This window comes from Flavobacterium sp. GCM10023249, assembly GCF_042653365.1.
In the GTDB taxonomy this organism is placed as follows: Bacteria; Bacteroidota; Bacteroidia; order Flavobacteriales; family Flavobacteriaceae; genus Flavobacterium.
Genome location: NZ_JBHSHZ010000006.1, coordinates 662,049 through 677,388, shown reverse-complemented (window position 1 = coordinate 677,388; position 15,340 = coordinate 662,049). Strand labels below are relative to the sequence as shown.

The 15,340-nt window shown below is 34.1% G+C and carries 16 protein-coding genes; 2 read left to right on the top strand and 14 right to left on the bottom strand.

What is annotated here, in order from left to right; genetic code table 11:
- Positions 1–13: 13 nt before the first annotated feature.
- From ACFO7M_RS04550 to ACFO7M_RS04535, 4 genes are all read right to left on the bottom strand, one after another.
- Positions 14–1,828, bottom strand: a complete 1,815-nt coding sequence (locus tag ACFO7M_RS04550) for an OmpA family protein (protein ID WP_379717641.1) — start codon at positions 1,826–1,828, stop codon at positions 14–16.
- A gap of 29 nt (positions 1,829–1,857) precedes the next feature.
- Positions 1,858–2,979, bottom strand: coding sequence for a hypothetical protein (locus tag ACFO7M_RS04545; RefSeq protein ID WP_379717643.1), 1,122 nt, complete (start codon positions 2,977–2,979; stop codon positions 1,858–1,860).
- Between the two features lies 1 nt (position 2,980).
- Positions 2,981–3,643 carry a hypothetical protein gene (locus ACFO7M_RS04540; protein ID WP_379717645.1) on the bottom strand — a complete coding sequence of 221 codons (663 nt, stop codon included), beginning with the start codon at positions 3,641–3,643 and terminating at the stop codon, positions 2,981–2,983.
- A gap of 88 nt (positions 3,644–3,731) precedes the next feature.
- Complete coding sequence (locus tag ACFO7M_RS04535; RefSeq protein ID WP_379717647.1) at positions 3,732–4,172, bottom strand: GNAT family N-acetyltransferase; 441 nt, start codon at positions 4,170–4,172, stop codon at positions 3,732–3,734.
- Between the two features lie 53 nt (positions 4,173–4,225).
- On the opposite strand from ACFO7M_RS04535, the gene ACFO7M_RS04530 reads away from it, so the two are divergent.
- Complete coding sequence (locus ACFO7M_RS04530; RefSeq protein ID WP_379734278.1) at positions 4,226–6,310, top strand: prolyl oligopeptidase family serine peptidase; 2,085 nt, start codon at positions 4,226–4,228, stop codon at positions 6,308–6,310.
- Positions 6,311–6,379: 69 nt separating this feature from the next.
- Here the strand turns inward: ACFO7M_RS04530 and ACFO7M_RS04525 are convergent, their stop codons facing one another.
- From ACFO7M_RS04525 to atpB, 7 genes are all read right to left on the bottom strand, one after another.
- Positions 6,380–7,534 (bottom strand): hypothetical protein, encoded by a 1,155-nt coding sequence (locus tag ACFO7M_RS04525; RefSeq protein ID WP_379717651.1) that lies wholly within the window; start codon positions 7,532–7,534, stop codon positions 6,380–6,382.
- Positions 7,535–7,618: 84 nt separating this feature from the next.
- Complete coding sequence (gene atpG, locus ACFO7M_RS04520; RefSeq protein WP_379717653.1) at positions 7,619–8,476, bottom strand: ATP synthase F1 subunit gamma; 858 nt, start codon at positions 8,474–8,476, stop codon at positions 7,619–7,621.
- 73 nt (positions 8,477–8,549) lie between these two features.
- Complete coding sequence (gene atpA / locus ACFO7M_RS04515; protein WP_379717655.1) at positions 8,550–10,127, bottom strand: F0F1 ATP synthase subunit alpha; 1,578 nt, start codon at positions 10,125–10,127, stop codon at positions 8,550–8,552.
- 14 nt (positions 10,128–10,141) lie between these two features.
- Positions 10,142–10,675 (bottom strand): ATP synthase F1 subunit delta, encoded by a 534-nt coding sequence (atpH, locus tag ACFO7M_RS04510; protein ID WP_379734277.1) that lies wholly within the window; start codon positions 10,673–10,675, stop codon positions 10,142–10,144.
- A gap of 7 nt (positions 10,676–10,682) precedes the next feature.
- Positions 10,683–11,183: a F0F1 ATP synthase subunit B gene (locus ACFO7M_RS04505; protein WP_379717659.1), complete on the bottom strand. Its 501-nt coding sequence runs from the start codon at positions 11,181–11,183 to the stop codon at positions 10,683–10,685.
- Between the two features lie 80 nt (positions 11,184–11,263).
- Positions 11,264–11,458, bottom strand: a complete 195-nt coding sequence (atpE, locus tag ACFO7M_RS04500) for an ATP synthase F0 subunit C (RefSeq protein WP_379734276.1) — start codon at positions 11,456–11,458, stop codon at positions 11,264–11,266.
- 34 nt (positions 11,459–11,492) lie between these two features.
- On the bottom strand, positions 11,493–12,668 hold the full coding sequence (gene atpB, locus ACFO7M_RS04495; RefSeq protein WP_379717663.1) for a F0F1 ATP synthase subunit A: 1,176 nt from the start codon (positions 12,666–12,668) through the stop codon (positions 11,493–11,495).
- A gap of 300 nt (positions 12,669–12,968) precedes the next feature.
- On the opposite strand from atpB, the gene ACFO7M_RS04490 reads away from it, so the two are divergent.
- Positions 12,969–14,357 (top strand): T9SS type A sorting domain-containing protein, encoded by a 1,389-nt coding sequence (locus ACFO7M_RS04490; RefSeq protein WP_379734274.1) that lies wholly within the window; start codon positions 12,969–12,971, stop codon positions 14,355–14,357.
- Here the strand turns inward: ACFO7M_RS04490 and ACFO7M_RS04485 are convergent.
- From ACFO7M_RS04485 to ACFO7M_RS04475, 3 genes are read right to left on the bottom strand one after another with little or no spacing between them, the layout of a single operon-like run.
- A complete protein-coding gene (locus ACFO7M_RS04485; protein WP_379717667.1) occupies positions 14,347–14,748 on the bottom strand; it encodes a hypothetical protein in 402 nt (133 codons plus the stop codon). The two genes, ACFO7M_RS04490 and ACFO7M_RS04485, sit on opposite strands and share 11 nt — an antisense overlap.
- Positions 14,738–14,962 carry an AtpZ/AtpI family protein gene (locus ACFO7M_RS04480; RefSeq protein ID WP_379734273.1) on the bottom strand — a complete coding sequence of 75 codons (225 nt, stop codon included), beginning with the start codon at positions 14,960–14,962 and terminating at the stop codon, positions 14,738–14,740. The genes ACFO7M_RS04485 and ACFO7M_RS04480 overlap by 11 nt, the downstream gene beginning before the upstream one ends.
- A complete protein-coding gene (locus ACFO7M_RS04475; protein WP_379719019.1) occupies positions 14,952–15,338 on the bottom strand; it encodes a bactofilin family protein in 387 nt (128 codons plus the stop codon). Before ACFO7M_RS04475 ends, ACFO7M_RS04480 begins: the two co-directional genes overlap by 11 nt.
- Between the last annotated feature and the right edge of the window lie 2 nt (positions 15,339–15,340).

Below are 15,340 nucleotides of genomic sequence, written 5' to 3'. Positions count from 1 at the left end.
GTTTTATTGAATTTTATTTTAAGAAAGTGATTACAACACGTCTGTTTTGTGCTTTTCCAGACTCTGAATTATTATCCGCAACCGGCTCGTTTGAACCCTTACCATCAATCATTTGGAAACGATTTTCAGGAATACCTTTTTGTTTCAGATAATCCACCACAGCTTGTGCTCTACCTTTTGATAAAGATAAATTACTTTCCGGCTTACCTACGTTATCTGTATGTCCAACAATAGTCAATTTAGAATTTTCCGCTTGGATTAACAAGTTGTAGATTTTTTCCAAATCTCTAGTAGAGTTGTTTTGAATATTAGTACTACCCGATGAGAAGTTGATTTTCCATTCACCAGAAGCCATAATTTCAGTAGATTGTTTTGAATAATCTGCTTTATCTGCTGAAGTTGATTCGATATCGTTGATATTTTTTAAGAAGAATAAGTTTACTGCATCTTCATAAGCTACTACACCACCCACGTTTTCATTGAAGTTGAATGGGTTCAATTCTGTTAAATAACCCGATACTTGATTATAAACCGATTTGTATCTGTTTACACCATCAGACATACCGAAGTATTGCATTGCATCAGCATAGTTGAATACTTTCGATCCACCCATGTTGTAAGTTAATCCGTTTTTAGTTCCTTGTTGTCCTTTGAACATTTTGTACCAGTATTCTGCATTTTCGATTTGGTACGTATCCGCAACTGCTTCAGAAGCTCTCACTTTCCAATCCTCATAGTTTTTCATTTGGTTGGAAGCTGTCAAAGCCGATTTCAAAATATTTGTAACGATTTCCGGATTTTTAGTTGCCCATTCTTTTACACCAATTAAAACCGTTGGCATTTGGTTATTGAATTCTTTTGTAGAAACGATATCTACGAAACCTGACAATTTATCAAAAACTGTTTTATCACCAGGCGTCCAAGTTGCACAACCATCGATTTTACGGTTCACCGTTTTACCTGTTAATTTTCCGTTATTTACTTCTTTCAAAGTAACTGTCCATCCAGTGGTTTGCGATTTGATCAACTCTTCAGCTGATTTCATGTAATCGTCATTTTCAGAAGGGTAGATATTTACGGCTTCTGCATCATATGTTGTTGGATCCGGATTTACTTTCAAACCGTTAGCGAAAGCGTAATTAACAGTTGTTACCCAGTCACCGTCTCCTAATACAGCTGAAATAACTGAACCTTTCATTGATTTTGGATCTGATTTCCAGCTTGGTGGTCCGATTAATTTATCTTCACCATAACTCATACCGATTGCTCCCATTACCTGAACATGGTATTTATCTTTTCCGTATTTTTCGTCTAACGATTTTTGAACAGAACTGATATAGAACGGTGCACCGTCACCCATAATCATAACAGCAAAAGCACTTTTATCTGAAGAAGGGAATTCTTGTCCTTTGTCGAATTCTTCAATAAATTTCATTTGCATATTGCGAAGTTCTGACAACCAGTCTTGACGGATGATTTGTAGGTTCACTCCGTTTTTCTCCATTAATGAACCCTTAGTTGTTTTAGGTCCACCATTAGAAACGATAATACCTGATTGACCGTTCCATGCGTATCCAGCGATACGAACCAAAGGTTTATCAGCAACTGCTGTGGATACTTCTTTTGAAGGAAGTTCAATTTTTTCAGCATTAGTAACGTTATTCACATCGGTAGAATTCAATTCCATTCCACCTAATTGTTTAGAAACGGCAGTTTTAATTCCAGGAGAAATAAAATAGATTCCACCAAGAACTCCTCCAATACCTACAGCTACAATCAATAACTCAGAAAGAGTTGTCAATTTAGCCATTCTTAAAATTTTTCCCATTTTTATAAATTTTGTTTTACGTGTGTTTATTAAAATATATCGCCAAATCCTCCGGCGTTTTGTTTGTCTTCTTTAGACATTTTATAATTCGGACTTGTATATTTGGTAGAGTCCGGAATTGTATTATCTCCTGTTTTAATTTTGTCTGCCAACGAATCCAATCGTGTGTACAACTCATCATTATCAACCGAATATTGTGATGTTAACGAATCGATGTCAATTAAATTTTCAGATGTTCTGGCAATATCCTGAGCGATAGTCGACGTTACCACTTCTAGAGCATATTCCAGTTCCCAGTCTTTAGTAAACATCATGGCGTTTTTGGCACTTTCTGTAGCTGCTTTGGCATTCTTAGCAAACTCATATTCTTTTCGCAACATGGTAATTGTAGTGTCAAAATCGGCAATTTTGATATCAATAGCTGTTCCGGCAAGTGTAAGTTTTCTGTCCATTTTTCCAAGAACATTCGCTCTAACCCCATACTTTTGAATGAAGGTTTTGCTTTGTTCGTACTGATTCGAAACACGTTGTGAATCACTTAGTTTTTTTGCCAATTCACTTTGAAGCGCTACATATTCATCAGTATCTTTAGCTCCGATTCCGTGTTGCTTCACCATTTCATCCATCGCAGATTTTAATTTTTCCGCTTGGCGTTGTAAGCTTAATACTTGTTCTTGAAAATCTTTTGCTTCCTTCTCAGATTTACCCGCTTCAATTTCCATTTCGTTTTTCAAACCTTTAAGCTTGGCTTTTGTGTTTTTAAAAACTTCACGGTTTTTGATCATTTTTTGCTTTTGTTCTTCCAATTCATTGAACGGATTACTATGTATTAATGCTTTGTGAAGATTTTTAGCTGAAAAACGCAGTGCTTTCATGATTACAGGAAACATAATTACCAAGAAAATCAAGAAAATTCCGGTGGCCGACAAAGCAATCGCTTGACCTAGCATGGTGAACAATGGCGGAATGATATAAGTCCAAGTCAAATAACCTCCAATACCAAGTAATCCAAGTGCTATTACCCAAAATAATGATTTTTCTCCTTTTTTTAGTGCATCCGTTTTTAATGCAATTTCCCCTTTTGTTTCGTCAAAGTGCTTAAGAATAGGCAACTCTAATAAAGTGCTCTTTTCCTGTTCGAATTTATTCATCTTATAAATACTGGTTTACTCCTGTTAAAACTGTGTTGATTGAATCAACTATTCTTTGTTTTGCCAAATTATTGGCTTCAATTTTCAATTCAATTTCAGAAAAATCTTCTTGGTTTACTAAATCTACTTTTTCCAATTCAATTTTCTTTTGATTCAATTCTTGTTGCAATTGTGCAATTTTCTGTTCCAAATCGGAAACTGCTTTTGAAAGTGTGTTTTTTTCTTGAGTGATTTTGTTATTCAAATCACTTTTTTTGGCATTACCGGTAGCATCGTATTTTTGGTGTACTTTATCAATTTCAGTCAGATAATGTTTTGCCTTTTCGACAAGTAATTCTTTACTTAAACTTGGATTAAGTGATTTACCCATGGCAAATGCCATTTGATAACTTTGTGGATTGGTTACCCCAACTGCCGATACTGATTTATACAATTCGAAAAAATCAAAACCTTCATGATTCAATCCTTCAAATCCTTTTTGATATACTTCCAAAATTTCATTTAAAAAAGGATTGTTGGAATTGGATGGAATATTTACGGGTGCGTTGACTTCAGGAAATTTGTTTACTGGTATTACGGTTTGAGGTTCTTGGCTTGAAGATTCAGATTTGCCAGTCTCTTCATTTATAAAAAGACTCTTCCAATTAAAACTCTCTTTTGACATGTACTTTGGTTTTTGTTTACATCATTTATACGTAAGCTCTTAAAAAAAGTTACTATAACTCCCAATAAAAATATAAAAAGTTTTAGAATTACGAGCTTAATTGCTCAGAATTAATGATTTTCAGGAAATGATAGCCTCTGGGAACAAATCCTTGATTGTAATAAAATTTATGAGCTGTAAAATTTTCAACATAGGCATCGAGTACTATCATGGTACTTCCCAATTCATGAGCTAGAGCGTCAATATAATCTGTCATTAATTTTCCGATGCCATTTTTACGATAATCGGGGTGCACAACAAAGTTATCGATTTCCAAATAAGGTCCAGACCAAAGTTTGACTCCTTTCCAAAAACCGGTAATTCCTACGCATTTTTCACCGTCAAAAACTGCCAATTGTTTATAATTATGAGGTATCATTTGTGATAAATACTGTCTGTATTTTTCCAATGTCATTTTGGGATATAAAAAATGGATGGCTTCAATTTGAGCCAACATTTCTTCTATAGTGGTGAGTTCTCTAAGTTCCATATAGTATCTGTTAATGTCTATAAAATTACATTACTTTTGCAAAAAATAATACCATGAATTTAAAAAGCTTTTTCTTTTTTGCTTTGTTGACTGTAAACGCTTATTCGCAGACCGGCTCTTACCAAACCAAAAAAGTTGACAATAAAATTTCTAAATTTAACTTACAATTCAACGACGAATATTCGTGGTTGGAAAATCTGGAATCGGAAGACGTTAAAAGTTGGGTAGCTTATCAAAGTGGTTATTCTGCAGGCTATTACGCAACAATTAAAAAAAAGGTTTCAACTTTAGAAACCATAAAATTGTATAATTCCAATTCCACGGGAACTTTACCAATGCGAGCAGGTAGGTATTTCTACAAATACATGACTGTAGACAGAAAAAAAGCGCCTTCATTATTTATGTTTAAAACGATTCAAGATGAGCCGTTTGAAATCATCAATCCAACTAAGATTTATACCTCTAAAAATGTAAACATTGAAGATTTTTATCCTTCCAAAAACTCAAATTATATTGCTTACAGTATTCGAATCAATGGAAGTGACAAACTTGAAATACGCTTTAACGATTTAAATCTACGTAAACCCATTAAAGATTCATTGCTTAATTTTAAGTTTTCAACTGTAGCATGGAATAAAGATTTAGGTGTTTTCTATAAGCAAAATTCAAATCAAACAAAATTTGCCAAAGACTCAACTTTCAAACTATATTACCATAGATTGAATACACCTCAAAAAGCAGATGAACTATTATTTGATACAAGCGACAGTAAAAATCATATCTCTTTTTTTACAACTAGAACAAAACTGTTTGTGATTGAGAAAAACTTCAATTACACCAAAACCAATTTCTATTACAGTGATTTGACCAACGATAAATTTGAACTTATCAAATTTTATGAAAACAATGATGATACATTTAATTTCATCAATTACCATAATGGAAGAATTTATTACTCTTCCAATAAATTCAATTGGGGCGAAGTACGGTCATTTGATTTGAAAAATAAAGAAGATGACAAACAAATTATTCCTCAATTCTACAATCATTTACTTGTAAATAATTACTTTACAGATGATTATATTATTTGTAAATACAAAACTCTCGGTAAAATCTATCTTTCAATTTATGACTATTCAGGTAAATTCGTCAAGAAAATTGAAGTTCCTTTAGCCATGAACATCAATTTTCAGAATTACGATGAAAAAACTAACGAAATTTATTTTGGCGTTTCTTCGTATACAATACCCAATAGAAACTTTAAAGTAAGTTTAAATAATGGTGAGCCTGAACAAGTATTTACATCCGTTAATAGACAAAGGCCAACCGTTTTCCCATTAGATCATTTTGAAACGAAATGTATCACTTATAAAAACAGAGATAACATTGATATTCCAATAACCCTACTTTACAAAAAAGGAACAATACTGAATGGTGAAAATCCATGTTTACTAGAAGCCTATGGAGGTTTTGGAATAATCAGTGGACCAAGATATGATAATGGGCTTTTGCACTTTGTAGACAAAGGCGGTATTTATGCTTTTGCAGAAATTAGAGGTGGTGGAGAAAAAGGACCCGATTGGCATAAAAAAGGAAGTGGTATCAATAAAATAAATTGTCTGAATGATTTTATAGATGCTTCTGAATTTTTGATAAAGGAAAAATATACCAATTCAGAAAAATTGGCGATAACTGGAGGATCACATGGGGGTTTGGTTGTTGGCTATGCACTGACCGAAAGACCTGATTTGTACAAATTGGCATTGCCCAAAGTGGGTGTATTTGATGTAATTAATAAACACAAGTATACAGTGGGTGTATATAATACGATAGAATATGGCAACCCAGAGATAGAGGAAGAATACAAAGCAATTTTTAATTATTCGCCTTTAAATAAAATTAAAAATGAGGTCAACTATCCAACAACTATTGTGTTTACTGCGGACAATGATGATAGGGTACCTCCCTTTCAATCCTATAAATTTTATGCTTCGCTAAAGAACAGAGAAGCTCAAAAAAATAAAATCTTATTGGTTGTGAGGAAAGATTTAGGTCATTACGGTGGTAATACTTATGAAAAATATGTACGCGAACAAGCGGAGTTTTATGATTATCTCTTATACTTCTTGATGAAATAATACTAAAAAAAATAGCTGGTAATTTATTATTACCAGCTATTTTTAAATAATTCAATAGAAAAAGCACTATTAATTCAAAACATTATGTCTGCTTTTAAGTTTTGTTCTTTCAAAATCAGCCATTAATCTTTTTGCATCATTGATGATATTATTCCCATCTTTTTTATCATAATCATTTGCAATCAAACCTTCACCTTCAGCGATTGCTTTCTCTGGCATATCCAAATATAAATAAATCTTTCCAAGGTTGTAATACGCAGAATATCTAATCTTTCTACTCCCCTTGTCATCACCTGTATATTTAGTTTTTAAAGAATCAAAATACTCAATTAAGGGTTGAATATTAGTTTTAATATCATCCAATGGCATATTAGGATTCATGGTGTTAAAAATAGTTCTAACAGCGTCAACGGCTTCTTTTTGAATTTTACCTTCTTCATCCTCAGAATCTATAATCCAAAGGTTATCAGAAATTGTTAGAGGTGTGTAACCGTATTTATTGTTTATAAATTCATTTGCACCATTTAAAACATCATTTGAAAACTTTAATGCGTACGTTCTAAATAAATCCCCTTTACTTAAATTGTAATTTTTAACAATTTCATTAGAAGAGTGTTTCACTTGATCCGACTTATACTGGTACGAATACCCAAAACTCCTTTTCAAAGTGCTCTTATTGTTTGAATCTGAATCATCTAATTTAGCGGCGCCATCACTTACTTTTTGCAAAAAGCGATTTACTTTCGATTCTGTTTTGGTTTCTTGTTTTGGAGCTTCTACCTCACCGGATTTAATACCTTCAGTATAACAAACTGCACTTCCGGAATAATCTGCGACAAGTTGATATAAATTATATCTATCTGTAACTTTTCCATCCTTATCTTTATTTTCAACAACCTCTGTATTCACTTTTGAACCCTGTTGGTTGTATTCGTTTAAATTAAGAGAAACCTTTAGATTAGGACTATCATCAACTTTTTTCCAACCAAAAATTTGAAGTTGGCTATTCAAAACTGATCCGTCAACATTAGCGCTTCTTAATGATAATGCTGTACTTACGTATGTAGAATACGTCATATTTTCGAGTGGAACAAAAATCTCAGGTAATTTTTGATAGCTAACACGGAAGGAATATCTATCAAGGTCAACTTTTGGTGGTTTAACCTTTTGAGCAAAACTCATCGTAACAATGAATAAAGTGAAAATTGTAATTCTAAATTTCATTACGTTTTAATGTTTAGGATTGAAAAAATAAAATAAAAAAAAGCCTCAAATCATGAGGCTCATTGATACTATAGTACAATAGTATTAACCATTTAAAGCCTCAGCTCCACCTACAATTTCTAAGATTTCCCCAGTAATTGCAGCCTGACGCGCTTTATTGTATGTTAATTTCAATTGATTTCTTAATTCTGTAGCGTTATCTGTTGCTTTGTGCATTGCCGTCATACGAGCACCATGTTCAGCAGCAAATGAATCGCGAATGGCTTTATACAATTGTGTTTTCAATGATTTTGGAATCAAAGTCATCACAATTTCCTCCTTAGAAGGTTCAAAGATATAATCTCCAGCTACTGCCGTACCTTTTTCAATTGGAGCCAATGGTAAAAACTGTTCTGCTTTCACGATTTGTGTGGCAGCGTTTTTAAATTGGTTGTATACTAATTCAACACGATCGTATTCTCCAGAAATGAATTTATCTGTAAGTAATGCAGCAACTGTAGCAGCATTATCAAACGTTAAATTGTCAAAAATAGCACTTTGGTTTTCAACAATAGTATGTGTCTTTTTAAGAACATCGTTACCTTTTTTCCCAATAGCCAACACATCCACTTGAATACCTTTGTATTTTTCGGTGATCGTTTTGATTTCTTTAATCACGTTAGTATTAAAGGCACCACACAATCCTCTGTTCGAGGTGATAGCAACCAATAGTACTTTTTTTACTTCTCTTTGCGTAGTATAGTCTCCTCCTACTTCGCCTTCCAAAGTAGCCGAAAGATTTTGCAATAATTCGGTTAATTTTTCAGCGTAAGGACGCATTGCTGTAATGGCATCTTGTGCCTTTTTAAGCTTTGCAGCAGAAACCATTTTCATCGCAGATGTAATTTGCATCGTTGATGAAACGGAAGTAATTCTATTACGGATTTCCTTTAAATTCGCCATTTCTTATCAGTAAATAATGATTGGCAAGTAGTGATTGTTTTGGTTCAATCACTACTTACTCTTCACTAAATTATTAGTTATATTTTGCAGAAACTTCTTTCGCTACTTTTTCGATAACATCAGTAATGTTGTCATCTAATTTTCCAGCTTTTAAAGCGTCTAATGTATCTCTGTGTTTTGCATTCAAGAATTCTAAGAAATCTTTCTCGAACTCTTTCACTTTATTTACAGGAACATTTCTCAATAAATTTTTAGAACCAGCATAGATAATAGCTACCTGATCTTCTACAGTAAACGGAGAGTTTAATCCTTGTTTCAAGATTTCTACGTTACGTTTACCTTTTTCGATTACGTTTAATGTAGCAGCATCTAAGTCAGAACCAAATTTCGCGAAAGCTTCTAATTCACGGAATTGCGCTTGGTCTAATTTTAAAGTACCTGATACTTTTTTCATCGATTTAATTTGTGCATTACCTCCAACACGCGATACAGAAATACCTACGTTGATTGCCGGACGTACACCAGAGTTGAATAAATCAGACTCTAAGAAGATTTGTCCGTCAGTAATCGAAATTACGTTAGTTGGAATATAGGCAGAAACGTCACCTGCTTGCGTTTCGATGATTGGTAAAGCTGTTAATGAACCACCACCTTTAACGATTGGTTTCAATGACTCAGGTAAGTCGTTCATGTTTTTAGCGATATCGTCATCGGCGATTACTTTAGCAGCACGCTCTAATAAACGAGAGTGTAAGTAGAAAACGTCTCCAGGATAAGCTTCACGTCCTGGTGGTCTTCTTAATAATAATGACACCTCACGGTAAGCCACCGCTTGTTTTGATAAATCATCATAAACGATTAAAGCAGGACGACCAGTGTCACGGAAATACTCACCAATTGCAGCACCTGCCATTGGAGCATAAACTTGCATTGGAGCCGGATCAGATGCATTAGCTGCAACAATCACAGTATAAGCCATTGCTCCTTTTTCTTCTAATGTTTTAGCGATAGCTGCCACAGTTGAAGCTTTTTGTCCAATAGCTACATAAATACAGAATACTGGTTTACCAGCATCGAAAAATTCTTTTTGATTAAGGATAGTATCCAAACAAACAGTTGATTTACCTGTTTGACGGTCACCAATTACCAACTCACGTTGTCCACGACCAACAGGGATCATTGCATCTACTGCTTTGATACCAGTTTGTAATGGTTCAGTTACTGGCTGACGGAAAATTACTCCTGGTGCTTTACGCTCAAGAGGCATTTCGTATAAATCACCACCGATAGGACCTTTACCATCGATTGGTTGACCTAATGTGTTTACTACACGACCTACCATTTGCTCACCTACTTTAAGAGAAGCAATACGTTGTGTTCTTTTAGCAGTTGAACCTTCTTTTAAACCTGTAGATGGGCCTAATAATACCACACCAACATTGTCTTCTTCAAGATTCAAAACGATACCTTCCATACCGTTATCAAATTCTACTAACTCACCGTATTGTACATTTGATAGTCCGTAAATACGAGCAATACCATCTCCTACTTGAAGTACTGTTCCTACTTCTTCTAGCGTAGCACCAGATTCAAAACCTGATAATTGCTTTTTTAAGATTGCTGAAATTTCAGCAGGTTTAATATCCGCCATAATTATATAAATAATTAATTACTTAATTCTCTTTTTAAAACTTGTAATCTATTAGCAACTGAAGCGTTGTATTGCTTGTCGCCTATTCTTAAAATAAATCCCCCAATAATAGTTGGATCAATTGTATTTTCAATGGTTACTTTTTTGTTTGAAAACTCATTGATTTTAGCCAAAACTTTCACTTCCAATTCTGGAGTCATAGCAACAGCTGTAGTTACTTTAGCAACTTCAACACCATTAGCTTCATCAAACAGTTTGTTGTATTCAACAGCAATTGATTCTAAGATTTCGAATCTTTTGTTTTCAAACAACAAGTGAAATAAACTTTTAGTTACACCATTTACAGAAGCGAATACCTCTAATAATGCACTATTTTTTACTTCATTTCTTAAAGTTGGGTTTACGATAAAATCCTGTAATTCTTTACTTTCTTTAATCGTATTCGCAATTAAAGTCATGTCTTGACTCACCTCAGTAGCAACGCTTTTTGAGTGAGCTAAGTCTAAAATTGCTTTCGCATAGCGAATGGCTGCTCTTGTACCTGACATGCTTGAATTAGTTTAATTTTACATCACCTAACAATTTCTCAACTAATTTTACTTGAGCTTCTTTGTTAGACAATTCGTCTTTTAATAATTTTTCAGCGATTTCCAATGAAAGTGAAGATACGTGAGATTTCAATTCAGCCATAGCTGCATTTTTCTCACCTTCGATAGAAGCTTTTGCTTGTTCGATCATTTTTTGACCTTGTACTTGCGCTTCTTCTTTTGCATCAGCAATCATTTTTTCTTTAATCTCACGAGCTTCTTTCAACAATGTGTCACGCTCTAAACGTGCTTCCTGTAAAATACGCTCATTATTAGCTTGTAATTCACGCATTTCTTTCTTAGCATTTTCAGCCGAAAGCAAAGCATCCTTAATACCTTCTTCTCTTTCATTAACTGCGTCCAAAATTGGTTTCCACGCAAACTTTTTTAATAAAAGTAAAAGACCTACAAATAATAAAACTTGCATTAAGAATAGACCTAACGAAAATTGTCCTAATAATTCTTCCATTATATTTTTTATTAAGTAAATTAAATTTTAAAAAGTACAGTTGCAACCAACCGTTGCAACTGTATTTAGCTTTTTTTTGATTATTTTACTGCGAATAAAGCAGCAAAACCAATACCTTCGATAAGAGCTGCAGCGATAAGCATAGCAGTTTGGATTTTACCTGAAGCTTCTGGTTGACGAGCGATAGCGTCCATAGCTGAACCACCGATTCTACCGATACCTAATGCTGCTCCGATAACGATCAAACCAGCTCCTACAATGTTTGGAATAGTCATAATGTATATATTAAATTAATTAAACATTCAAATTTTAATGATGATCCTCATCATGATGATGTTCTTCGTTAGCCGCTCCAAAATAAAGAGCAGACAACATCGTGAAAATATATGCTTGTAATAATGCAACTAATATTTCAAGTAACGAAAGTACAAAAGCTAAGAAGAAAGATAAAGTACTTCCTACCATATTATTGAAAGTATACATTAATGCAATAATACTCATCAATACTACGTGACCTGCCAAAATATTTGCATACAAACGAATTGTTAATGAAAACGGCTTAATAATTGTTCCCAATAATTCGATTGGGGCCAAAATAATTTTCATTGGAACTGGCACTCCTGGCATCCAGAAAATGTGTCCCCAGTAATTTTTATTTGCTGTAAAAGTTGTAATCAAATACGTTAAGATAGCCAATGCAGCCGTAATTGCAATGTTCCCAGTAACGTTTACACCTAGCGGAGTCAATCCGAAGATATTTAAAAACCACACAAAGAAAAATACTGTCAACAAGAATGGCATGTATTTTTTGTATTTCTTCTCTCCGATGTTCGGAATTGCAATTTCATCACGAATATAAATAATGATAGGCTCAAAGAATCTTCCAACTCCAGAAGGAATACCATTATTCTTTTTGTAAGATTTTGCTAAACTTGAAAACAATAACAACAATAGAATACCTGTTACTAAAATCATGAAGACGTTTTTAGTTATAGACAGGTCTAAAGGTTTTACATTTGTTGGATGGTGTTTTTCATCCATATTGATTGTACCGTTAGCATCTGTTTTAAAAATCTGTCCGTGTACAATTTTATAATAGTTACCATTATTCTCGGCAACTTTAGTTTCGTGTTCAAATTTAGACGATGAGAAAATTTGAAAACCATTATCCCATAAAATTACAGGCAACGAAAAACCAATATGTTTTTCATGTCCTGATTCTTTACCGTAAGAGAAAAAGGTAAAGTCATGAGAATCCAAAAGGTGATGCTGGATGTATTCCGCTCTTTCCTCTTCAGGGGTTAATGCTTTTTCTTCATGTGTTGCAGCCGCATGAGTAGAATCATGAGCAACAGCATGTGTTTCGTGTTTTTCTTGCGTAGTTACGTGGGTAGAATCAGTTGTAGGATTGGCTAAAACTGCCGAAGCAAATAGCCCTACTAATGCTGATAATATTAATGATACCGGTTTTTTTGTAATCACCATAAAAACTATAATGCTAGTGTTTAAATTTGGTGCAAAGGTACATTTTTTATTAATATCCGAAACGTTTAAATTATTTTTTTTATTTAAGATCGTTTTTAGGGCTTTTTGAAGGCTTTTTTGAAGGCTTTTCCCTTAAAAATCAAGAGTTTTAGGTATAGTTATCAACAATTTTTAGACTTTTTTATTTGCTAAAACCCTGTATTTCAGCGGTAAAAGTGGTTATTTCGTCGATATAAGCACAATGAAATTGTTAATAACTTATTTTTTCCTATTTTAGCAGGCTCCTTAAATCTGTAAAATATGAGAAAAACTTTACTTGTTTTCTTTCTCTTTTCCTATTCCATAACTACTTATTCTCAATGTTGGTCTGAAATATCCACCGGAGGTATACATACTATTGGAATAAGAGATGGTGGTACATTATGGTCTTGGGGAAGAAATAACTCAGGGCAGTTAGGTACTGGCCAAAATTCTTCAACGATCAATTTACTACCTAAACAAATCGGAACGGAATCCAATTGGCTAAAAATTTCAGCTGGAAATGCTCATAATTTGGCAATAAAAGCCAACGGAACGTTGTGGGCATGGGGTAGAAATTCAGATGGTCAAGTAGGCATAGGATCCAATGCGTCCACTTTTAATACACCACAACAAATTGGAACGGATACAGATTGGGCTTTCATATCTGCTGGAGATGAATTTTCTTTGGCCATAAAAACCAACGGAACACTTTGGGCTTGGGGAGATAATGCTTTTGGGCAATTAGGAGATACTTCTACTGACGATAGAAATTCCCCGGTACAAATTGGAACCGCAACTAATTGGGCATCAGTATCGGCCGGAACACAACATGCATTAGGTTTAAAAGTTAATGGAGAATTGTGGGCTTGGGGAACTAATAACACAGCAAGATTCAGTACAACGCTACCTGCATTTTCTTATGTACCGATTCAAATGGAAACCGATACCGATTGGTCAAAAGTAGTTGCATCGCGAGATCATGGTGCGGCGTTGAAAACCAATGGCACATTTTGGACATGGGGTTCGAATGCAACTGGACAATTGGGTGATGGAACAACTGTAGATAAAACTACCCCTATCAACATAGCTTCTCTCAATGGTGCCATAAAAATAGCAAAAGGGCATCAACATACTTTGGTAATTAAAAATGACGGAACGATTTGGTCGTGGGGAGGCAATGCTTCGGGTCAGTTAGGAATTGGTACACCACTATCACCTGCTCCTTCACCAACACTAAATCCAACTCAAGAAAACACCTTTAACAATACGTGGATATATATCGATTCAAAAATCACACATACTGCGGCTATCCGAAGTGATGGTACTCTATATACTTGGGGTGCCAATTTATGGGGACAATTAGGAGATAATTCACAAACTGCCAAAAGTGCTCCGGTAAACGTTTCGTGCCCAACATTAGCGACCGATGATTTTGTTTCAGCAGAAGATTTTTCTGTGTATCCTAATCCGGCGAGTTCGATTTTGCATTTAAAAAACAACCAAAACTTGACTATTTCAACTTTGCGCGTTTTGGACTTATCCGGTAAAATACTGTTAAACACCAACAATGGTCAAGAAATAGCTATTGATCCTTTATCTTCAGGTATCTATATTCTGCAAATCATAACTGATAATCAATTGTACCAAGTGAAGTTTATTAAAAACTAGTCCGATTGAGTCTTTGTGCGGTAAAGAAAGTTTCTAAACCAAGATATAGTACAAACAGTCCATAGAAATTCCATTTTTCAATTGCATTCCCAGAATCTAAAATGAAATATGAACCTATGACATAAATAAGACAGACTTTTATAGAAGTGATCAATAAAAAAGTCATGCCGACCACATCTTTATTTTTTTTAAAAACAACGTTAAGAATTATCATAATAATCAAAGAGAATACCAACATAATTGCATGTATGATTTCTAGGTTGATTTGAAAAGAAGCGGTATCTACATTCAGTATTTTAAAAAGAATTTTTTGAACTGTATAGACTACTAATCCAATACTACTAATTTGAACAATCACTTTATTATCTGACAACATTGTATTACTCTCCAATTCTATTCACTTGTTTGATAACGTTATACAACGCAATAAAAACTCCTACAACCGTTAACAATTGACTATAATAAATTTTTTCACTCGGATGATTGACGTCAAGCCATTCTCCGAGTTTAAAGAATAAAAAAATAATCAACCCCATTTGGATGGGAATATTAATTAATCCCAACCATTTATTCATCTTAGGCTTTTTCGGTTGGTTATTTTCCATCTGCTGGTTGTTCCGCTTTGGAGTCTGGATTCATTACACAACTGGCATTAAAATCAGCTCCTGGTTCAACAGCCAATTTACCACAAATCACTTCTCCATTAATAACGGCTTTTGACTTTACATTCAGAATTTCTGTAACTACAATTTTACCGTCTACTTTTCCTTCCACATCTACATTAGGACAATTGATATCACCCAAAACAATTCCTGCAGGACCGACTACCAATTTACCTTTAGAAGTAAAATTCCCTTTCAATTTTCCATCAAGACGAAAATCTGCAAGTGATTCAATATTTCCTTCAATAGAGGTCCCTTCAACAATTCGGTTTGTTTTACCAAGTGCATCGGTATATGATTTTGAGCTTTCCTTAAACATCA